This window comes from Burkholderia sp. AU45251 (assembly GCF_030482905.1).
GTDB lineage: Bacteria > Pseudomonadota > Gammaproteobacteria > Burkholderiales > Burkholderiaceae > Burkholderia > Burkholderia aenigmatica.
This window is the reverse complement of record NZ_JAUJQH010000018.1, coordinates 88,734-109,224: the sequence shown is the minus strand read 5'-3', so window position 1 is coordinate 109,224 and position 20,491 is coordinate 88,734. Positions and strand designations below refer to the sequence as shown.

At 69.1% G+C, this 20,491-nt stretch carries 21 protein-coding genes; 11 read left to right on the top strand and 10 right to left on the bottom strand.

What is annotated here, in order from left to right; translation table 11 throughout:
* Positions 1–314: 314 nt before the first annotated feature.
* The 11 genes from QZM67_RS28215 (at position 315) to QZM67_RS28165 (ending at position 9,790) form a co-directional block, all read left to right on the top strand.
* Positions 315–878, top strand: coding sequence for an RNA polymerase sigma factor (locus tag QZM67_RS28215; RefSeq protein WP_043188875.1), 564 nt, complete (start codon positions 315–317; stop codon positions 876–878).
* Positions 875–1,300, top strand: coding sequence for a DUF3619 family protein (locus QZM67_RS28210; RefSeq protein WP_043188876.1), 426 nt, complete (start codon positions 875–877; stop codon positions 1,298–1,300). Before QZM67_RS28215 ends, QZM67_RS28210 begins: the two co-directional genes overlap by 4 nt.
* A gap of 26 nt (positions 1,301–1,326) precedes the next feature.
* Entirely contained in the window at positions 1,327–2,085 is a 759-nt protein-coding gene (locus QZM67_RS28205; protein ID WP_301808441.1) for a DUF3106 domain-containing protein, read from the top strand.
* A 6-nt stretch (positions 2,086–2,091) separates the two neighbouring features.
* On the top strand, positions 2,092–2,598 hold the full coding sequence (locus QZM67_RS28200; RefSeq protein WP_301808440.1) for an RDD family protein: 507 nt from the start codon (positions 2,092–2,094) through the stop codon (positions 2,596–2,598).
* Positions 2,599–2,823: 225 nt separating this feature from the next.
* Positions 2,824–3,762 carry a UDP-2,3-diacylglucosamine diphosphatase gene (locus tag QZM67_RS28195; protein WP_043188880.1) on the top strand — a complete coding sequence of 313 codons (939 nt, stop codon included), beginning with the start codon at positions 2,824–2,826 and terminating at the stop codon, positions 3,760–3,762.
* 29 nt (positions 3,763–3,791) lie between these two features.
* Positions 3,792–4,826 carry a glycosyltransferase family 1 protein gene (locus QZM67_RS28190; RefSeq protein WP_043188882.1) on the top strand — a complete coding sequence of 345 codons (1,035 nt, stop codon included), beginning with the start codon at positions 3,792–3,794 and terminating at the stop codon, positions 4,824–4,826.
* The gene (locus QZM67_RS28185; RefSeq protein ID WP_043188884.1) at positions 4,823–5,359 is read left to right on the top strand and encodes a diacylglycerol kinase; all 537 of its coding nucleotides are present in this window, start codon (positions 4,823–4,825) and stop codon (positions 5,357–5,359) included. The genes QZM67_RS28190 and QZM67_RS28185 overlap by 4 nt, the downstream gene beginning before the upstream one ends.
* Before the next feature lie 206 nt (positions 5,360–5,565).
* Positions 5,566–6,309: a TetR/AcrR family transcriptional regulator gene (locus QZM67_RS28180; protein ID WP_043188886.1), complete on the top strand. Its 744-nt coding sequence runs from the start codon at positions 5,566–5,568 to the stop codon at positions 6,307–6,309.
* Entirely contained in the window at positions 6,306–6,887 is a 582-nt protein-coding gene (locus QZM67_RS28175) for a TIGR00730 family Rossman fold protein (protein ID WP_301808436.1), read from the top strand. Before QZM67_RS28180 ends, QZM67_RS28175 begins: the two co-directional genes overlap by 4 nt.
* 22 nt (positions 6,888–6,909) lie before the next feature.
* Positions 6,910–7,671, top strand: a complete 762-nt coding sequence (locus tag QZM67_RS28170; protein WP_301808435.1) for an SDR family oxidoreductase — start codon at positions 6,910–6,912, stop codon at positions 7,669–7,671.
* Positions 7,672–7,900: 229 nt separating this feature from the next.
* The gene (locus QZM67_RS28165) at positions 7,901–9,790 is read left to right on the top strand and encodes a glycosyltransferase family 39 protein (RefSeq protein WP_301808432.1); all 1,890 of its coding nucleotides are present in this window, start codon (positions 7,901–7,903) and stop codon (positions 9,788–9,790) included.
* Positions 9,791–9,953: 163 nt separating this feature from the next.
* Here the strand turns inward: QZM67_RS28165 and QZM67_RS28160 are convergent, their stop codons facing one another.
* The 10 genes from QZM67_RS28160 to kdpC all read right to left on the bottom strand — a co-directional run bounded on the left by QZM67_RS28160 (position 9,954) and on the right by kdpC (position 20,477).
* Positions 9,954–10,571 carry a DUF924 family protein gene (locus QZM67_RS28160; protein WP_301808428.1) on the bottom strand — a complete coding sequence of 206 codons (618 nt, stop codon included), beginning with the start codon at positions 10,569–10,571 and terminating at the stop codon, positions 9,954–9,956.
* The gene (locus QZM67_RS28155; protein WP_301808425.1) at positions 10,568–11,299 is read right to left on the bottom strand and encodes an alanyl-tRNA editing protein; all 732 of its coding nucleotides are present in this window, start codon (positions 11,297–11,299) and stop codon (positions 10,568–10,570) included. Before QZM67_RS28155 ends, QZM67_RS28160 begins: the two co-directional genes overlap by 4 nt.
* A gap of 105 nt (positions 11,300–11,404) precedes the next feature.
* Positions 11,405–11,815, bottom strand: a complete 411-nt coding sequence (locus tag QZM67_RS28150; RefSeq protein WP_174961653.1) for a group II truncated hemoglobin — start codon at positions 11,813–11,815, stop codon at positions 11,405–11,407.
* 43 nt (positions 11,816–11,858) lie between these two features.
* Entirely contained in the window at positions 11,859–14,474 is a 2,616-nt protein-coding gene (locus tag QZM67_RS28145) for an ABC transporter permease (RefSeq protein WP_301808422.1), read from the bottom strand.
* Positions 14,471–15,088, bottom strand: coding sequence for a DUF4126 domain-containing protein (locus QZM67_RS28140; RefSeq protein WP_043188903.1), 618 nt, complete (start codon positions 15,086–15,088; stop codon positions 14,471–14,473). The genes QZM67_RS28145 and QZM67_RS28140 overlap by 4 nt, the downstream gene beginning before the upstream one ends.
* A gap of 212 nt (positions 15,089–15,300) precedes the next feature.
* Positions 15,301–15,621 carry a quaternary ammonium compound efflux SMR transporter SugE gene (sugE, locus tag QZM67_RS28135; protein ID WP_175023695.1) on the bottom strand — a complete coding sequence of 107 codons (321 nt, stop codon included), beginning with the start codon at positions 15,619–15,621 and terminating at the stop codon, positions 15,301–15,303.
* Positions 15,622–15,766: 145 nt separating this feature from the next.
* Entirely contained in the window at positions 15,767–16,051 is a 285-nt protein-coding gene (locus tag QZM67_RS28130) for a DUF333 domain-containing protein (protein WP_043188908.1), read from the bottom strand.
* A gap of 158 nt (positions 16,052–16,209) precedes the next feature.
* The gene (kdpE, locus tag QZM67_RS28125; RefSeq protein ID WP_043188911.1) at positions 16,210–16,908 is read right to left on the bottom strand and encodes a two-component system response regulator KdpE; all 699 of its coding nucleotides are present in this window, start codon (positions 16,906–16,908) and stop codon (positions 16,210–16,212) included.
* The gene (locus tag QZM67_RS28120; RefSeq protein WP_301808417.1) at positions 16,901–19,744 is read right to left on the bottom strand and encodes a DUF4118 domain-containing protein; all 2,844 of its coding nucleotides are present in this window, start codon (positions 19,742–19,744) and stop codon (positions 16,901–16,903) included. Before QZM67_RS28120 ends, kdpE begins: the two co-directional genes overlap by 8 nt.
* Before the next feature lie 151 nt (positions 19,745–19,895).
* Positions 19,896–20,477, bottom strand: coding sequence for a potassium-transporting ATPase subunit KdpC (kdpC, locus tag QZM67_RS28115; RefSeq protein ID WP_301808414.1), 582 nt, complete (start codon positions 20,475–20,477; stop codon positions 19,896–19,898).
* Positions 20,478–20,491: the final 14 nt, after the last annotated feature.

Genomic DNA, 20,491 nt, shown 5'->3' with positions numbered 1-20,491 from the left:
TCTCTGCCGGGCTTGTGGCTCGGGTTCAAGCGGCGCGTCCAGTTTGAAGGGCAGGCTTCTTGGGCCAGCCTCAAATGAGACCATCACTTCATGTTGCGAATCATTGACGATAGCGGGTCGCGATTGGGTCGTCAAGCAAAATATCCCGCAGCGCATCATGGGTACCGCCCGGCACCCGTCGCCGCGGCTCGCGCGCAACGTGCGGCGCCCAACCCGGTGCCAAGCGGCACGAAAATTTGATAGCATCCGCGGGTTTTACGAAATTTTTCGACCTTTTACACCACGCAGCGGTCCGCAGCGCATACCTTCACGGAATGGCATCAGACAAGGAACTCGCCGACTTTCTGGCGGGCGTCGAAAGGCGCGCGTTCAAGCAGGCTGCGTACGCCGTGCGTGACGACGATGCGTCGCTCGACATCGTGCAGGACGCGATGATCAAGCTTGCGGAGAAGTACGGCGACCGGCCGGCGGCCGAATTGCCGCTGCTTTTTCAGCGGATCCTGCAAAACGCGATCCACGACTGGTTCCGCCGGCAGAAAGTCCGCAACACGTGGGTCACGCTCTTCTCGTCGCTAAACAACACCGACGACGACGACTTCGACCCCCTCGAAACACTCGAATCCGCGAACGACAACGTGGGCGTCGAGAGCAGCGAGCACCGCCTCGAACGAGAGCAGGTTCTGGCCCTGATCGACGAAGAAATCCAGAAACTTCCGGCGCGTCAACGGGAAGCGTTCCTGATGCGTTATTGGGAAGATATGGATGTCGCCGAGACTGCCGCCGCAATGGGGTGCTCCGAGGGCAGCGTGAAGACGCACTGCTCGCGAGCCACCCATACGCTGGCGCACGCGCTCAAGGCCAAAGGAATCACGCTATGAGCTCCGCTCCCGCAAATCGAGAACACGAATTCGCGCTGAAGGTGCGCCGCGCGCTGGACGAGCGCGCGGCCGACCTGCCTGCCGCGACCACCGACCGTCTGGCCGTCGCCCGCCGGGCTGCGCTCGCGCGCAAGAAGCCCGAACCCGCGACCGTGCCGGTGTTCGTGCCGGCCTTCGCCGGCGCGGCCGGTGCGTACGGCACGGCGCCCGCGAGCCGCCCGCAGGCGTCGTTCGCGCGCCGCCTGCTGCGCGCGTGGCCGCTGGCGCTGCTGCTCGCGGGGCTCGTCGGCATCGCCTACTGGGAAGACATGCAGCGCACCGCCGAACTCGCCGACATCGACGCGGCGATGCTCAGCGACGACCTGCCGCTCAACGCGTATCTCGATCACGGGTTCAACGCGTATCTGTCGCGCGCTCACTAACAGACAATAACGAGGGGATCGTACGGGTGAGTCAGAAGCGCGGCCTGGCCGTATTTTTCGGATGCGTAATCGCGATCGCCGTTTCCTACGTCGCCACGTACCCACGATTCCACCCGGCCCCCGCGACGCCCGCCGCCGCGGCCAGCAGCCCTGTCGCGCCCGCCTCGGCTGCGACCGGGCTGACCACCGAACTCCCCCCGCTGCCCCTGCCGTTGCCGGCCGCTACCGGCCCGCTGTCGTGGGCGCGCCTCACGCCGGCACAGCACGCGGCACTCGCGCCGTTCGCCGACCAGTGGGACGGCTTCAGCGACGCCCGCAAGCGCAAATGGCTCAAGATCGCGTCGCGTTTCGCGAAGTTGACGCCCGATGATCAAAAGCGCCTGCAGGACCGGATGACCGAATGGGCGCGGATGACGCCCGAGCAGCGCCGCGTCGCGCGCGAGAACTACCAGAGCGCGAAGGAGCTTTCCGCACAGGCGCGCGAGCGTGCGTGGAAGGCGTACCAGCAACTCCCCGAAGAGCAGAAGCAACGTCTCGCGGCCGCCGAGCGCCGCCGCCGGCCGAGCGTCGTCAGCGCACCGCCGACCGTCGCCGACCGTGACGTCCGCCGCCTCGTCAATTCGCGCGAACACGCGGCAAGCGGCACAGCCACCGCACCGGCGCCCGTCTCGGCCGCCGTCGCGCCGCCGGTGCCCGCGTCGTCGACGGCCGGCACCGCATCCGCACCGGCTGCCGTGGCGCCGGTGTCGCCCGCCGACGCACCCTCGCTGTTCAAGGGCTCCTGAGCGCCCGTGGCGAACGCCCGCGCCCCCGACACCCCGGCCGCCGCGCCGACCGTGCGGCGACGCCTCGCCGCGCTGCTCTACGAAGGCGTGCTGCTGTTCGGCGTGGTGTTCTTCGCCGGGCTCGCGTTTGGCCTCGCGACGCAGCAACGCAATGGCCTCGTCCATCACAACCTGCTCGCCGCCTGGATCGCGCTCGTGGTCGGCGCGTACTTCGTCTGGTTCTGGACGCACGGCGGCCAGACGCTGCCGATGAAGACCTGGCGGCTGCGGCTCGAATCGTCGAGCGGCCGGCCGCTGAGCGCGGGCCACGCGCTCGTCCGCTATGCGCTCGGCTGGCTGTGGTTCCTGCCGCCGCTCGCACTGCATCCGCTCCTCGGCCTGTCGGTGCCCGTCACGCTCGCACTCACTGCGGCGTGGATCGTCGCGTGGGCCGGCGCCGCCCGGCTACATGCCGGCCGGCAGTTTCCGCACGACCGGATCGCACGCACGCGCGTCGTCGCGATACCACGCTGACGCACCGCATTCGCCAGACGAAAACACTTTCCTGGGGCCACACCCACCCGCCCCGACAGCCTTGCCGGACAACGATCGGACGTTCCGTACGGCAGGTTACGCAACGTCCCGTCATTCACTGCTAAACACCCTACAGCGGTCGTAATAAGAACGTCTCGTGACTGTCACGGCACAGTCACGCCCGCATGGCGGAATGCCGGTAATGTCAACCGGCGCGAGTCATGCATGGGCCAGAAAACGTCCGCGACCTCCCTGTTCCGTCACCCCATCGGCGCCCGCGCCGCCACCGCTTTTCTGTCCGGTTCTGCCGCAACCGACGGGCTGGTGTCGCAAGACCCGCCTGCCGGGCACGCCACGCAGCATGAGGACCCCGATTCGTCCACCCATCGCTACCGCACCATCTGGCTGTCCGACATCCACCTCGGCTCGAGCGGCTGCCAGGCGCCGTACCTGCTCGACTTCCTGCGCCACAACGATTCGGAGTACCTGTACCTCGTCGGCGACATCATCGACGGCTGGCAGCTGAAGAAGGGCTGGTACTGGCCGCAGGCGCACAACGACGTTGTGCAGAAGATCCTGCGCAAGGCGCGCAAGGGCACGCAGGTCGTCTACATCCCCGGCAACCACGACGAAGGGGCGCGGCAGTTCTGCGACCTCGCGTTCGGCGACATCCAGGTGCGCGGCGAGGCATTCCACACGACGCTCGCCGGCAAACGTTTGTGGATCGTGCACGGCGACCTGTTCGACGGCGTGATTCAGCATGCGAAATGGCTCGCGTACCTCGGCGACACGCTCTACACGCTGATCCTCGTGCTGAACCGCTGGTTCAACCGGATCCGCAGCCGGCTCGGCTTCCAGTACTGGTCGCTGTCGCAGTACCTGAAGCACCAGGTCAAGAACGCCGTGAACTTCATCTCGCAGTTCGAGACGGTGATGACCGACGAGGCGCGTCGCCGCGGCTGCGACGGCGTCGTGTGCGGCCACATCCACAAGGCGGAGATCCGCGACATCGACGGCGTGCTGTACTGCAACGACGGCGACTGGGTCGAAAGCCTGTCCGCGCTCGTCGAGACGATGGAAGGCGAACTGAAGATCGTCTACTGGACGGTGATGCGCGCCGCACCGTCGGAGACCACGTCGCGCAAGGCCAAGGCCACTGCCTGACACACCCCTACTTACAGGACAAAGCCGCGATGAAGATCATGATCGTCACCGACGCGTGGGAACCGCAGGTCAACGGCGTCGTGCGCACGCTGAAGAGCACGTCGCGCGAACTCACCGCGCTCGGCCACCGCGTCGAAATGCTGACGCCGCTGGAATTCCGCACGGTGCCCTGTCCGACCTACCCCGAGATCCGCCTGTCGATCCTGCCGTATCGCAAGCTGCGCGCGCGGATCGATGCATTCGCACCCGACGCGCTGCACATCGCGACCGAAGGCCCGCTCGGCCTCGCCGCGCGACGCTATGCGCGTGCGCGCAAGCTGCCGTACACGACCGCGTACCACACGCGCTTTCCGGAATACGTGCAGGCGCGCTTCGGCATCCCGCTCGCCGCGACCTACCGCTTCCTGCACTGGTTCCACGGCCCGTCGCTCGCGGTGATGGCGCCGACGCCGGTCGTCAAGCAGGACCTCGAGAAATTCGGCTTCACGAACGTCGTGCTGTGGACCCGTGGCGTCGATCTCGACGTGTTCCGGCCGATGGAATCGAAGGTGCTCAATACCGCGCGGCCGATCTTCCTGTACGTGGGCCGCGTCGCGATCGAAAAGAACGTCGAGGCGTTCCTGCGCCTCGACCTGCCCGGCTCGAAGTGGGTCGCGGGCGAAGGCCCCGCGCTCGCGGAACTGAAGTCGCGCTATCCGGAAGCGAACTATCTCGGCGTGCTGTCACAGGCCGAGCTCGCGAAGGTGTATGCTGCGGCCGACGTGTTCGTGTTCCCGAGTCGCACCGACACGTTCGGCCTCGTGCTGCTCGAGGCGCTCGCCTGCGGCACGCCGGTGGCCGCCTATCCCGTGACGGGGCCGATCGACGTGCTCGGCGAAAGCGACGCCGGCGCGATGCACGAGGACCTGCAGGAAGCCTGTCTCGAGGCGCTGAAGATCGAACGCACGACTGCGCGCGCGTGGGCCGAACGCTTCTCCTGGCGCGCGGCATCCGAACAGTTCGCGTCGCATCTGAAGCCGCTGCCGAAGACCGCGTACTCGCCAGCCGAAGGTGCCGCCGTTTGAAACGAGACCTGAACGACAAGACCCCGCCCCCCGACGCCACGCCGCAACGGCACCGCCCGTTCGACGAGGACGAGCCGCACGCCGAAGCGGACGTGCACGCGCACGAGCCGCTCGGCCCCGACGATCAACTGACGCCGCTGCCGCCGAACCCGTACAAGCGCCACCGCGGCATCACGCGCGCCTGGTACGCCCTCAAGCATTCGCTGAACGGCTTTCGCGTCGCGATCCGCGAGGAGAGCGCGTTTCGCCAGGAACTCACGCTCGCCGCGCTGATGCTCCCGATCGGCGCATTCGCGCCGGTGCCGGCCGCCTCGCGCGCGCTGCTGATCGCGTCGGTGCTGCTGGTGCTGATCGTCGAGCTGCTGAACTCGAGCGTCGAGGCCGCGATCGATCGCATCTCGCTCGAGCGCCACGAACTCTCCAAGCGCGCGAAGGACCTCGGCAGCGCCGCCGTGACGGTCGCGCTGTTCGCGTGCGTGACGACGTGGGGCTTCGTGCTCGGCCCGGTCGTCGCACGCTGGCTCGGTTTCTAGACGGCTGCCCTGCGGGCACCCGGCGCACCGCCCGCGTGCGGCGCTGCACCATGCGCCGCGCGGGGGCGATGAATACGAAATGCCCCGATGTGGCGAAACCCCGGTTTATAATCGTCCGCTAGACATAGAACAGCAACCCGCGCCGGACGAATCACGCAGCATCGATTGCAGCGCCCGCCAGTCCGGCACACACAGGGCCGGACGACATGGAAGCGAAACCTCCCCGCCGCACCCGCGAACGGATTCTCGAGTTGTCGTTGAAACTCTTCAACGAGATCGGCGAGCCGAACGTCACGACCACGACGATCGCCGAGGAAATGGAAATCAGTCCAGGCAACCTGTACTACCATTTCCGCAACAAGGACGACATCATCAACAGCATCTTCGCGCAGTTCGAGCAGCAGATCGAACGGCGGCTGCGCTTTCCCGAAGATCATCGTCCAACCATCGACGAAACCTGGTCGTACCTGCAGTACATGGCCGATTTCATGTGGACCTACCGGTTCCTGTATCGCGACCTCAACGACCTGCTCGCCCGCAACCGCACGCTCGAGACACATTTCAAGCAGATCATCAGCCACAAGGTGCGCTTCGCGCACGACATGTGCGAGCTGCTCGTGTCCGACGCCGAGATGGTCGCGACGCCCACCGAGATCGAGGTCATCGCCACCAACATGGCCGTCATTTCGACGTACTGGCTGTCGTATCAGTACGTGATGCATCCGCGCAAGTACAACGACCAGGACGCGATCCGCGAGGAACTGCACCAGGTCAGCATGCACGTGATCTCCGTGATGGCGCCGTACCTGCGCGGCCGGTCGCGCCAGCTGTTCGACGACCTGGTCTCCGGCAAGCTGCCGAAGCGCCAGTTCACCGACTACCTGCCGCCGCGCGATGGTTCGCCTCGCGCCGCCGGCGGGCACACCCCCGCCAAGGATTCCAAGCAATGAAGGCAGTCTGCGTTTACTGCGGCTCGTCGTCCGGCGTGCGGCCCGTCTATGCCGACGCCGCGCGTGCCTTCGGTCGCGCGCTCGTCGACGCGGGCCTCACGCTCGTCTACGGCGGCGGCCGGGTCGGCCTGATGGGCGTGATCGCGGACGAAGTGATGGCGGCCGGCGGCCGTGCGGTCGGCGTGATCCCCGAACTGCTCGTCGACAAGGAAGTCGGCCATACGGGGCTGTCGGAACTGCACGTCGTGCCCGACATGCATCACCGCAAGAAAATGATGGCCGACCTCTCCGACGCGTTCGTCGCGATGCCCGGCGGCGCCGGCACGCTCGAGGAGCTCTTCGAGGTCTACACGTGGGCGCAGCTCGGCTATCACCGCAAGCCCGTCGCGCTCTACAACATCGATTCGTTCTACGATCCGCTGATCGCGCTGCTGCGCCATACGGTCGACGAGGGCTTCATGCGTCCGGCCTACTTCGACGCACTGTGCGTCGAGTCGGAACCCGCCGAGCTGATCGAGCGACTGCGTCGCTACCAGCCGCCCGCCCGCGACAAGTGGGCACCCGACGCAGCCAAGTAACCGTCACCGGAACCCGCACACGATGACCGCACCGTCCGACCGCAAGGCCGTCCTCATCACCGGCGCAAGCCGTGGCATCGGCCGCGCGACCGCCGTGCTCGCAGCCGAGCGCGGCTGGGACGTCGGCATCAACTACGCGCGCGACGCCGCGGCGGCCGAGCTCACCGCGCAGTCCGTCCGCAACGCGGGCGGCCGTGCGTGCGTCGTCGCGGGCGACGTCGCGAACGAAGCCGACGTCGTTGCGATGTTCGACACCGTCACGTCCGCATTCGGACGCTTCGACGCGCTCGTCAACAACGCGGGCATCGTCGCGCCGTCGATGCCGCTCGCCGACATGCCGGCCGACCGGCTGCGGCGGATGTTCGACACCAACGTGCTCGGCGCGTACCTGTGCGCACGCGAAGCCGCGCGCCGGCTGTCCACCGACCGTGGCGGCCGCGGGGGCGCGATCGTCAACGTATCGTCGATCGCCTCCCGGCTCGGATCGCCGAACGAATACGTCGACTATGCGGGGTCGAAAGGCGCGGTCGACTCGCTGACGATCGGTCTGGCGAAGGAACTCGGCCCGCACGGCGTGCGCGTCAACGCGGTACGCCCCGGCCTGATCGAGACCGAAATCCACGCGAGCGGCGGCCAGCCGGGCCGAGCGGCCCGCCTCGGGGCAAGCACGCCGCTCGGCCGCGCGGGCGAAGCACTGGAGATCGCCGAAGCGATCGTCTGGCTGCTTGGCGACGCGGCGTCTTACACGACGGGCGCCCTGCTCGACGTCGGCGGCGGCCGGTAATTCCGCACGGCGGGGCATCAAAAGCCGCCACCCGAAACGATCCGTCGTCACGACACCACAAATCTCCACAATTCCGTGACACGATCGGTAAACCACCGTAACAATTCCGTGGTCTACTAGCGGACATTCAGACCGGTGTCATCAACACCTGTCCGTGACCCCTTGATGTGCCCCTAATCGGTCCAGCCCATGTCGCCGGACCGGCTCGACTCGACCCGAGATTCCTTCCATGCCTGGAACCGCAGCGCCCAGCCGGCGACGCACGTCCGTGCCCGCTCCGGCCCCGCACACCCGCTCGCCCGCCGACGCCGATCACACTGCAACGCTCGACGCCGCCGGCACGCCGATCGCCGCCTCGACCGCTGCAACCAGCGCCATGCGCGAGCGTTCGCTCCTGCTTGGCTGGCGCGCGTGGCTGCTCGTCGCCGCCCTGATCTGCGCGTATACGCTGCCGGGCGTGCTCGGTCACGATCCGTGGAAGCAGGACGAAACCTACACGTTCGGCATCATCCAGCACATGCTCGAGACCGGCGACTTCGTCGTGCCGACCAATGCCGGCCTGCCGTTCATGGAAAAGCCGCCGATTTACGCGTGGGTCGCGACCAGCCTCGCCTGGCTGCTGCAGCGCGTGATGCCGCTGCACGACGCGGCGCGACTCGCGAGCGCACTGTTCGCCGCCCTCGCATTCGGCTTCATCGCGCGCGCGGCGCGCGTCGCCAGCCGCGCGGACTCCTGGTTCGACCCGCGCGTGATCGGCCCCGCCGTGTTGAGCGCGGGCACGCTCGTCGTCATCAAGCACGTGCACGACATGATGACCGACACCGCGCTGTTCGCCGGTACCGCAATCGGCTTCTGCGGGCTGCTCGAACTCGTGATGCAGCATGTCGCGCGCGCCCAGCAGATGCGGCACGGGCTGCCGGCCCGGCCGTCGGGCCGCTGGGCCGCGCCGCTCTTCGGCGCGGGCGTCGGCATCGCCTTCATGGCGAAGGGCCTGTTCGTGCCGCTCGTATTCGCAGCCACGCTCACGGCCGCACTCGTGATCTACCCGGCCTGCCGCACCCGCTCGTTCGCACGCGCGCTCGGCGTTGCCGCGCTCGTATTCGCGCCGTTCGCGCTGGTCTGGCCGACCGCACTGTTCCTGCGCTCCGAGACGCTGTTCATGACGTGGTTCTGGGACAACAACGTCGGTCGGTTCTTCGGCTTCTCGGTGCCCGAGCTCGGCGCGGAAAACGACAAGCCGCTCTTCATCGTCCGCTCGTTCCTGACCGTCGGCTTCCCGGTCGCGCCGCTCGCGATCGTCGCGCTCGCGCGCGGTGCCTGGCGCGACTGGCGCACGCCGGCGATCGCGCTGCCGGTGCTGTTCGCCAGCGTCGGGCTCGCGGTGCTGCAAGTGTCCGCGACGTCGCGCCAGCTCTACATCCTGCCGTTCTTCGCGCCGCTCGCGCTGGTCGCCGCGCAGGCGATCGAACGCCTGCCGAGCCGGCTGCATCTCGCATGGGATTACCTGAGCCGCGCCCTGTTCGGCACGGTCACCGTGCTCGCCTGGGCGATCTGGGCGGTGATGGCCGATCCGGCTGCATCGCACGCCTATCTCGCGCCGCTCGGCCGCTGGCTGCCGCTCGACTGGACGATGCCGATCGCCCCCCCGCTCGTGATCGGTGCGCTCGTGCTGACGGTCGGCTGGTTGACGCTGTTGCCGAAGCTGCGCACGACCGGCCTGTGGCGCGGCGCGCTGTCGTGGGGGGCCGGCGCACTCGTCGCGTGGGGGCTCGTCTATACGCTGCTGCTGCCGTGGCTTGACGTCGCGAAGAGCTACCGCTCGGTGTTCGACGACCTGAACGCGCATCTCGCGCTCGAATGGAACGACGGCGACTGCATGGCAAGCGTCGGTCTCGGCGAGTCGGAAGCGCCGATGCTGTACTACTTCTCCGGGATCCAGCACACGCCGATCGACGATGCGCAGGCTGCCCGCTGCACGTGGATGATCGTCCAGGGCAAGCAGACCATCGGTCCGGCGCCCGGCAGCGAGTGGAAACCGTTCTGGTCCGGCGCCCGCCCGGGAGACTCCGCGGAACTGCTGCGCGTCTACGTGCGCACGCCCGAACTGCACCTGCAGTGAAGCACGACGGCGCAACGCGCCGTCTCGTGCTGGCCTGGATACCTGGCGAAGGTTGAGCACAGCTGCCTGAACCCGGTGCGCGCCCTCCGCCAGCCGGTTTCCACGGTACCCGTGAATCCGCGGGTTCGCGCCCTCCCCCGCGTCACGCCGCCGGCCCGGATCGTCAGAACGAGGAACCGGGCTCGCGAAGAAACGCCGTCTCCTCGTCGCTCGACGCACGACCGAGAATCACGTTCCGGTGCGGAAAGCGACCGAAGCGCTCGACGACGGCCGCGTGCAGCAACGCAAAGCGGTGATAGCTCTCGCACCCTGCCTCGTCGCGGATGCCCGCGCACAGGCGCACGGCCTCGCGCTGGCTGTCGACCGACTCGTCGTGCTCGAACGGCAGATACGCAAACGCGCGGTGATGTCCGCTCGGCAATTGTGCGTCCCAGCCGGCCGCAACCATGCGGCGCGCGAGCGCGAGCGCCTTCGGATCGGCGGCAAACGCGCGAGGCGTACCGCGATGAATATTGCGCGAGAACTGGTCGAGCACGACGATCAACGCAAGCGCCCCCGACGGCGAGCTTGCCCAGCGATCGCATGCGCCGTCGCACGCGGCGTCGAGCACGGCGCCATAGCGCGTGCGCAGCACGTCGTCGAACGCCGCGCCGCCGTTGAACCAGACCTTGCGGGCCTGCCCGAATTCGGCCGAGCCTGGCTCGCCGAACCAGAAATCCAGAATCTCCCGCGCTTGCGGATCAAGCGCCGCCGCGCCCGCTTGGGTGGTGTCAATCGTCATGCAAACTCCAGTACGAGGCGCCGGGTGCGCGCGCTCTTCTTTTCCAGTTTCGCGACCCGCAGCGCGCCGATTTCGGACGTGTTGCGCACATGCGTGCCACCGCACGGCTGCAGGTCGACCTGCTCGATGCGCAGCAGCCGCACGCGGCCGAGGCCCATCGGCGGCTTCACGCTCATCGTGCGCACGAGTTCCGGCCGCTCGGCCATCTCGTCGTCGGTGATCCATTCGGTCGTGACCGGGTGCGCGCCGACCACCAAGCCGGCAAGGCGTCGCTCGACGTCGTCGCGGTCGATCGCGTCGGATGTCGCGAAATCGAGCCGCACGTAGTCGGCCGTCACGCTGCAGCCGTCCACCGCGTACGGCAGCACCGCGCACATCAGGTGCGCGGCCGTATGCAGGCGCATGTGGCGGTAGCGGCGCAGCCAGTTGATCTCCGCGACCACGCGGGTGCCGGGCACGAGCGCCGCGACGCGCGCCTCCTGCCCCGATGCGGGCACGTGCATGGCGTCGTCGGGCGTCGCGCCGTCGAACTTCGCCTTGCGCGTATCGGCAATCGCGATCGTGCCGCCGTCGGGCAGCGTCAGCGTGCCGGTGTCGCCGGCCTGGCCACCGCCGAGCGGATAGAACACGGTGCGGTCGAGCCGGATGCCGTCGTCGCCGACGGCCAGAACGACCGCGTCGCATTGCGTGAGGTACGCGTCTTCGCGAAACAGCGCTTGTGTCGTCATCGGGCGAGCCTCGTATCGATTGGGGGAAGCGGCCAGTGTCGCGCCGCGCGGCGCGCGCGCCCAGACGCAGATCGTCCCGCGCGCGGACGGCGGCGTACCGGTCGATCAACCGGGCCGGTTGCGCATCCAGTCGGCCGTGTCGTAGAACGAGTGCATGAGCCGCTCGCGCAGCGGCTCGGGCAGTCCGATGTCGTCCATCGCCCACGCCATGCAGCGCAGCCACTGGTCGCGCTCGACCGACGCGATCGGGAACGGCAGGTGCCGCGCGCGCAGCCGCGGGTGGCCGAACCGGCTGATGTAGTGGTCGGGGCCACCCATCCAGCCGCACAGGAACCAGAACAGCTTGTCGCGCGAACCGTCGAGCGAAGCCGGGTGCAGCGCGCGAATCTGCGCGAACTCGGGCTCGAGGTCCATCAGGTCGTAAAAGCGGTCCACCATTTCGCGCACGCGGGCTTCGCCGCCCACGAGCTCGAATGCCGTCGGCTGCGACGGCGCATCGTCATTCACATCGGTCATACGGATAGTCGGAAAACGGGATATTCAAGGCCGCCGGCAATGCTCAGGCATCGCGCAGCGACTGCAGCGCGGGGCGCCGCAGCACATTATGCAGGCTCAGCCAGCCGGCCGCACCGGCGCACGCGACGCCGGCCGCGATGCCGGCCGGCACGAGCCACGGATCGACGGCAAGCTGGAAGTCGAACACGCGCGACGCGAGCACCCAGCCGACCGCGATCGCGCCCGCCGATGCCAGCGCGCCGGCCAGCGCGCCGACCACGACGAATTCCGCGCGCTGCACCGCGTTGACCTGCGCGCGCGACGCGCCGAGCGCACGCAGCAGCGCCGCCTCGCGCACGCGCTCGTCGCGCGTGCCGGCAAGCGCGGTGTACAGCACGAGCACGCCGGCCGCGAGCGTGAACACGAACAGGAACTGCACCGCACCGACCACCTGCAGCATCATCCGCTGCAACTGCGCGAGGATCGGCGCGACGTCGATCGCGGTCAGGTTCGGGTAGCGCGCGATCAGCGGATCGAGCAGCGCGGCGTTCGAGGCCGGCAAATGGAAGCTCGTCAGGTACACGGCCGGGAAATCCTTCAGCGCCGGCGGCGGCATCAGCACGAAGAAATTGACGCGGAACGAGCCCCAGTCGAGCTTGCGCACGCTCGTGATCGGCGCGTCGACCGTGAGCCCCGTCACGTCGAAGCGCAGCACGTCACCCGGCTTCACGTTCAAGGTCTTCGCGAGGCCGGCCTCGATCGAGATCTGCGGCGTGGCCGAGGTGCCGAACCAGTCGCCTTCGACGATCCGGTTGTCGGACGGCAGCTCGGTCGTATAAGACAGGTTGAACTCGCGGTCGACGAGCCGGCGCGCCTCGTCGGACGGGTACGCGTCCGGATTCACCGGCTTGCCGTTGATCGCGACGAGGCGGCCGCGCACCATCGGCGCGGGCACCGCGTCACGCACGCCGTGCGCGGCCAGATAGGCCGCGACGTCGGCGCGCTGGTCGGGCTGGATATCGATCAGGAACTGGTTCGGCGCATCGGGCGGCGTCGACTGCCGCCAGCCCGCGACGAGATCGTTGCGCGTGATCGCGATCAGCAGCAGGCACATCAGGCCGAGCGCAAGCGCGGTGATCTGCAGTGCGCTGGCCGTGCCGCGCCGGTGCAGCGACGCGAGCGCGTAGCGCCAGCCGACGCCCGCGGCCACGCGCGCGTTGCGCACCGCACGCGCGGCGGCGAACAGCACGAGCCGCGCGATCAGCGCGAAGCCGACCAGCGCGCCGGCGAAACCGCCCGCGACGATCAGCCCGAGCTTCAGGTTGCCGGCGGCCACGATCAGCAGCCCCGCGAACAGCACGACGCCGATCGCATACGCGGCCCACGCGGTGCGCGACGCGTCGCCCCACTCGCGTCGCAGCACGCGCACCGGCGGCACGCGCGTGAGCGGCACGAGCGGCGGCAGCGCAAAGCCGAGCAGCAGCACGAGCGCGGCGCCCATGCCGATCAGCGCCGGCCACAGCGTGGGCGGCGGCAACGCGACATCGATCAGGCTGCCGAGCGCGGCCAGCAACGCCCAGTGGCCGCCGTAGCCGAGCACCGCGCCGGCGGCGCCGGACACGATTCCGATACCGGCGAATTCGAGCGCGAACAGCGCACCGAGCGTGCGGCGGCTCACACCGAGGCAGCGCATCGTCGCGCAGCCGTCGAGGTGGCGCCGCATGTAGCGCTGCGCGGCCATCGCGATCGCGACCGCCGCGAGCAGCGCGGTGAGCAGCGCGACGAGCGTCAGGAAGTGGCGTGCGCGATCCAGCGTCTGCCGCACCTGCGGCTGGCCTTCCTGCAACGACTCGAGACCGGCGCCGCGCAGCTTCCCGCCGTCGACGCGCGCGTGCGCATACGCTTCGAAGCGCGCGACGGCCGGCTGCTCGCCGGCGACCAGCAGCCGGTACGTGACGCGGCTGCCGTAACCCGTGAGTCCCGTCGCGGCAAGCTCGTCCGCGCGCATCATCAGCCGCGGCGAAAAATTGACGAACGAAAAACCGCGATCGAGTTCGCGGGAGATCGATGCGGCGACCTTGAACGTGCGCAGCCCGACGCGCACCGTATCGCCGGCCTTCAGGTGCAGCGCGTCGAGCAACGCTGGATCGGCCCACACGGTGCCGGGCGCGGGAATCTCGGCGGCCTTCTGCGCGGTGGCGGCACCGGCCGGCAGGATCTCGACCGCGCCGCGCAGCGGATAACCGGGAGACACCGCCTTCACGGCCGCGAGGCGCGATGGCGCCGCGTCGGTCGCCTGTCCGCCCGTGGCGGACGCGATCATGCTCGGGAAGATGGCAGTCGTCGCGGTACGCAGGCCGAGCGCGCGGGCCTGCCGGTCGAACGACGGATCGACGGGGCGATCCGCCCGCACGACGAAATCGGCGCCGAGCATCTGGCGCGCGTCGCGCTCGAGCCCCTGGCGCAGCCGATCAGCGAGGAAGCCGACGCTCGTCAGCGCCGCGACCGCGAGCACCAAGGCGAGGACGAGCAGCGTCAGCTCGCCCGCGCGCCAGTCGCGCGCGGTCATGCGCGCGGCCTGGCGAATCAGGTCGCGCAGGCCGAAGCGGCCGGCATGCGCGGACACGTCATGGCCGGGTTGCCCGGCGGGCGGCTGCGCCGCGTGTTGCCGCCCCTTCAATCGTGTTTTCCCCCGATCGAGTTGAGCCGCGACACCATGTGGTTCGCCATGCCGCGAAAGCCGCCCGAGACGCCGCGCCACAGGCGCGGGAGCGCCCATGCCGACGCCGCGATGAACGCAGCGAGCAGCACGAGGAACGCGAGGGGAACGAAGAACGCGAGCGCGAGCCCGCCGACCACGAGACCGTCCTCGGTCGACGATGCGATCCAGTTAGAAATCGGTTCGGGAGACAGGTTGATCATCGCGCGCGTGCCGGCCTTCGCCACGTGCGCGGCGCCAGCCAGCGAGCCGCCGGCGAGCCCCGCGACCGCGAGCACGGTCGGATCGGCATGGCCGAGCGCGCCGGCTGCGAGCACGGCACCGGCCGGGATACGGATGAAGGTATGCACGGCATCCCACAGCGAGTCGAACGCGGGGATCTTGTCGGCAAGGAATTCGGTGACGGTGAGTACGGCCGCGGCGCCGATGACCCACGGCGACATCAGGACGGCCAGCGTGTCGGGCAAGTGAAGCCAGCCGAACCGCGCCAGCACGCCGGCGATCAGCACCGTCAGGTACAGGCGCAGGCCGCTCGCCCACGCGAGCCCCGCGCCGAGCGAAATGGCTTCGATCATGGCCCTCTCCTTGCACTTTCCGTGCGCTTTGCCGATTGATCGGATCGGGTCGGACAGACTGGCCGCGCGGCGCGTGGCGACCGGCTCCGCGTGCCGCGAGAAGCACGACGGAATTCAGGCCCGAATGCGTTCCATTATAGACAGGCTATCCGGGTGACCGGCGCAATTCCGCGGTGCGGCACACGGGGCGTGTGCGCACCCGGATGCCGTCGTCAGGCGGCCGACGACAGCTTGAGGCCGATCAACCCCGCGACGATCAGCGCCGCGCTCGCGACGCGCGCGATGGTCAGCGCCTCGCCCATCATCACGATGCCGAACACGAACGCACCGACCGCGCCGATGCCCGTCCACACCGCGTACGCGGTGCCGAGCGGCAACTGTCGCATCGCGACCGCGAGCAGCCCGAAGCTGGCCAGCGCCGTCACGATCGTAAACGCCGACGGACCGAGCTTCGTAAAGCCGTCCGACGATTTCATGCCGGCCGCCCAGGCCACTTCCAGCAATCCGGCAATGAACAACAATCCCCACGCCATCTCGACGCACTCCGTATCGGATGGGGCCGTCCCCGTTGAATCGAATGACCCGGGGTCGTCCCCGGGCGGCGCCGAGTATAACAAGATGCTTACGGACGCGGCGCGTCGCCGGCGGCCGATCGGGGGCCCGATCGGCCGGGCCCGGTCAGTTCGATACGCGCTTCGGCGTCACGCCGCCGACGCAGCGATCATCGCGGTACAGCGCCCACTCCTCGCACACGCGGCCATCCTTGAACACGCACATGCCGACCTGCCCGCTCGACAGGTTGCGGATCGTGTGGCGGCCGCCGAGCTTGGCGCAATTGACCGACGCAGGATTGGCCATCGCCTGCTGGGACGACGACGGCTGCTGCCCGGGCGGCAGCGGTTGGGCGAACGCGCCAGACGCAGCAAGCGCCAGCGCACAGATGACGACCAGACGGACGGACATTGCACGCTCCTCGTTTTCGTTCGCGGAACGGTCAGGATAACGGGGAATGAGCGCCGGGTGTGCAACGCGCGCGTCGGCCGCGAGACTGTCGCGCCAGCGCAACCGTGCCGGTGCGCGACGTCACGCGCACGGGCGCCGCTGCGGCCCGGCGAGACCCGTCATGCGGCCCCGACGAGCCGGTAGCCGACGCCCGTCTCGGTGACGATGTACTCGGGCTGCGCCGGGTCGCGCTCGAGCTTCTGGCGCAGGTGCGCCATGTAGATGCGCAGGTAGTGGTGGCTTTCGACGTGCGACGGCCCCCACACGTCACGCAGCAGCTGCCGGTGCGTGAGCACGCGTCCCGCGTGCCGCACGAGCGTGGCGAGCAGCCGGTACTCGAGCGGCGTCAGGTGCACGATCTCGTTGTCGCGCCACACCTGGCGCAGCGCGAGATCGACGGTCACGGTGCCGAAGTTCACCTTCGGCGACTCGTTCGCGCCGCCCTGGTTGCGCCGGCGCAGTTGCGCGCGGATCCGCGCACGCAGCTCGGACACGCCGAACGGCTTGGTCAGGTAATCGTCGGCGCCCGCGTCGAGCGCCGCGACCTTCTCCTCTTCCTGCGTGCGCGCGGACAGCACGATCACCGGCACCTCGGACCAGCCGCGCAGTTCGCGGATCACGTCGAGGCCGTCGGTATCGGGCAGGCCGAGGTCGACGATCACGAGATCGGGCTTGCGCGTCGCCGCGTCGATCAGCCCCTGCTTGCCCGTCTCGGCCTCGAACACCGCGATGTCCTCCTCCTCGAGCGCGGCGCGCACGAAACGGCGGATCTGCTTTTCGTCCTCGATCAGGACGACGGTCAGGCTGGGTTCACTCATGGTCTGGCAATGATTCGGATGGGGACGACGCGCCCGGCACATCGGGTTCGTCGTCGAGTACGGCAGGCGCGGCCGGCGGTGTCTCGACCGGCAGCGTGAACCAGAAGCGCGCGCCCGTCACGTGGCCGTCGGGCGCCGTGCGGTTGAGTGCGCCGATTTTACCGCCGTGCGCTTCGACGATCGCGCGGCAGATCGCGAGGCCGAGCCCGATGCCGGGCGTCGCCGATTCCTTCTCGCCGCGCGTGAACTTGTCGAAGATCCGCGTTTCCATCCCGGTCGGCAGGCCGGGACCATAATCGTCGACGAGCACGCGCACGAATGGCAGCCCGTCGTCGGTCATGCGCTCCGCGCCAATCTCGATCGGCGTATCGGCCGGCGTGTACTTGGCCGCGTTCTCGAACAGGTTGGTGAACAGGCGCTCCATCAGCACCGCGTCCATCTGCAGGAGCGGCAAATCGGCCGGCAGCACGACGCGCGCGGGATGGCGTGCAAGCACGCGCCTGCATGCGGCGAGTGCGGCGCCGACGGTTTCCTCGAGCAGCGACCACTGGCGCTTCAACTGCAGGCTGCCGGCCTGCAGCCGCGCCATGTCGAGCAGGTTCGTGACGATGCCCGTCATCCGCAGCGCCTCGTCGTGGATCGCGTCGACGAGTTCGCCCTCGCGCTGCGCGAAACGCTCCGCCGCCGCCACGTCGCCGCCCTGCGCGGCCGCCCGCCCGTTCGCAAGCATCGACGAGAAGCCGACGATTGTCGTGAGCGGCGTGCGCAGGTCGTGCGAGATCGCCGACAGCAGCGAGTTGCGCAGCCGCTCGGATTCCATGCTCACCAGCGCGTCGCGCGCGATCTCGACGTAGTGCACGCGTTCGAGCGCGAGCGCGATCTGCGCGGCGAATGCGTCGAGCATCCGCTGCTGTTCCGGCACCTCGAGTTCGCGCGGCTCGCGCGACGCGACCGCAAGCACGCCGCGCGTGCGCATCGGCGCCTTCAGCGGCAGGTACAGTGCAACCGTCGCCGGTAACGTGTCGGTGCCGCGGCCAGCCGGCTTCTGCTGGTCATAGACCCACTGGCCGACGTCGCTGTCCAGATCGGCGCCCGTCAGCGTGACGGCTGCATCGGGCTCCTCGATCTTCTGCCGCACCTTGTCCGCGCTGTCGGGCAGCAGGAACGCGACGCGCGCGCGGAACACCTCGCCCACATGGCGGCTGCCGATCTCGACGATCTGCTCGGTCGTCAGCGCCGCGCCCAGCTCGCGCGCCATCGCGTAGATGGCGCCGGTGCGCCGCTCGCGGCGCTGCGCGACGCTCGCCTGGCGCGTCAACGTCGACGTCAGGTGGCTGATCACGAGCGACGTCAGCAGCATCCCGAAGAAGGTCAGCAGGTATTGCGTGTCGCTGACCGAGAACGACATGCGCGGCGGCACGAAGAAGTAATCGAACGCGGCCACCGACAGGAACGACTGCAGCACGCCCGGGCCGCGCCCGAGCCGGACGGCCGAGAACACGACGCCAAGCAGGTACAGCATCACGAGGTTCGTGAGGTCGAGCCGCTCGGACACGAGGCTCGCGACGACCGTGATCGCCGCGCAGATCGCGGCCGCGTACGCGTAATGTCGCGGCGGCGAGCGATGCGTGCCGAACTGCGCGAACGCATCGCGCCAGTCGCGCGCACGCGCGTCGAGCGGCGCGGCACGCGCCTCGTCGCTCGCGGACGCACGGATCAGCATCAGGTCGACGTCGCCCGCGCGTTCGGCGAGCTGTTCGCCGAACGGTCGCGCGAGGCGGCGCATGAGCCCGGCCTTCGGCGAGCCGCCCGCGACGACCTTCGACACGTTGCGCACCTTCGCATAGCCGATCAGCGCGGCAACCGCGTCGGCGCCGGCGAGCGTGGCCGTTTCCGCGCCAAGCTCGGCCGCGAGCTTCAGCGCGTCGAGCGTGCGCTGCCGCTGCGCGTCGGGCAACCGCTGCAGGCGCGGCGTCTCCACATAGACGGCGATCCAGTCGGCCTTCAGGCTCGCGGCGAGCCGCGCGGCCGCGCGCACCAGCGTCGGCGCCTCGGGGCCGGGCCCGACGCACACGAGCAGCCGCTCGCGCGCCTGCCAGATGCGCTGGATCGAGCGGTCCGCACGGTATTCGCGCATCTGCGCGTCGACGCGATCGGCCGTGCGCCGCAGCGCAAGTTCGCGCAGCGCGATCAGGTTGCCCTTGCGGAAGAAGTTGCGCACCGCGCGCTCGGCCTGCTGCGCGAGATAAACCTTGCCGTCGCGCATCCGCTCGAGCAGTTCCTCGGCCGGCAGGTCGACGAGCGTGACTTCATCGGCTGCGTCGAACACGCGGTCGGGCACCGTCTCCCACACGCGGATGCCGGTGATCGCGCCGACCACGTCGTTCAGGCTTTCGAGATGCTGGACGTTGACGGTCGTATACACGTCGATGCCCGCGTCGAGCAGCTCGTACACATCCTGCCAACGCTTCAGGTGCCGTGCGCCCTGCACGTTCGAGTGCGCAAGCTCGTCGACGAGGATCAGTTGCGGCTGGCGCGCGAGCGCGCCGTCGAGATCGAATTCGGCCAGCGTGCGGCCGCGATAGTCGATGCGCGCGAGCGGCAGCACGTCGAGGCCGTCGAGCAGCGCGGCGGTTTCGCTGCGCCCGTGGGTCTCGACGATGCCGACGACGACGTCGACGCCTTCCTGCAGGCGCTGGCGCGCGGCCTGCAGCATCGCGTAGGTCTTGCCGACACCGGCCGATGCGCCGAAGAAGATCTTGAGCTGGCCGCGCCGCTGCTTTTCTTCGTCACGCTGCAGCTTGTCGAGGAGTTGGTCTGGGTCGGGACGATTCATGCGTCAGATAGGCGGAGCGCCCGGATGCGCGCGAGTACGAGCATTGTTGTTCCAAATCGCCGCAAAAGGCAAAGACGGCGCATGCGCCGTCGGGAATAGTCGCATCCGGCGCGGATCGGGCCGCGCCGGATGCCGGTTGCCTTACGTTCGCTCAGTGCGCGGCCTGCGCCGCGTCGAGCGCGAGGTTCAGCTTCAGCACGTTCACGCGCGGTTCGCCGAGCACGCCGAACTGGCGGCCCTTCGTGTTCGCGGCGACGAGCTGCGCGACCGCGTCGGGCGCCAGGTTGCGCGCCTTCGCGACGCGCTCGACCTGGTACGCGGCGGCGGCCGGCGTGATCTCCGGATCGAGGCCGCTGGCCGACGCCGTCACGAGGTCGACCGGCACGGGCTTCGACATGTCGGTGCCCGCGTCGCGCAGCGCGGCGATGCGCCCCTTCACCTGGTCGGCGAGCGACGGGTTCAGCGGGCCGAGGTTCGAGCCGCCGGAGCCGGTCGCGTTGTACGGCATCGGCGTCGTGGCCGACAGCCGGCCCCAGAAGTACTTCGGCGCATCGAACTGCTGGCCGATCAGCGCGGAGCCGACCGCCTTGCCGTCCTTCTCGATCAGGCTGCCGTTCGCCTGCGACGGGAACACGGCCTGGCCGAACACGGTCATCACGGCCGGGTAGGCGAGCCCCGTCACCGCGGTCAGCACGGCAAAGATCACGACGAGCGGACGAATCAACGTTTTCATGATGTTTCCTTCAA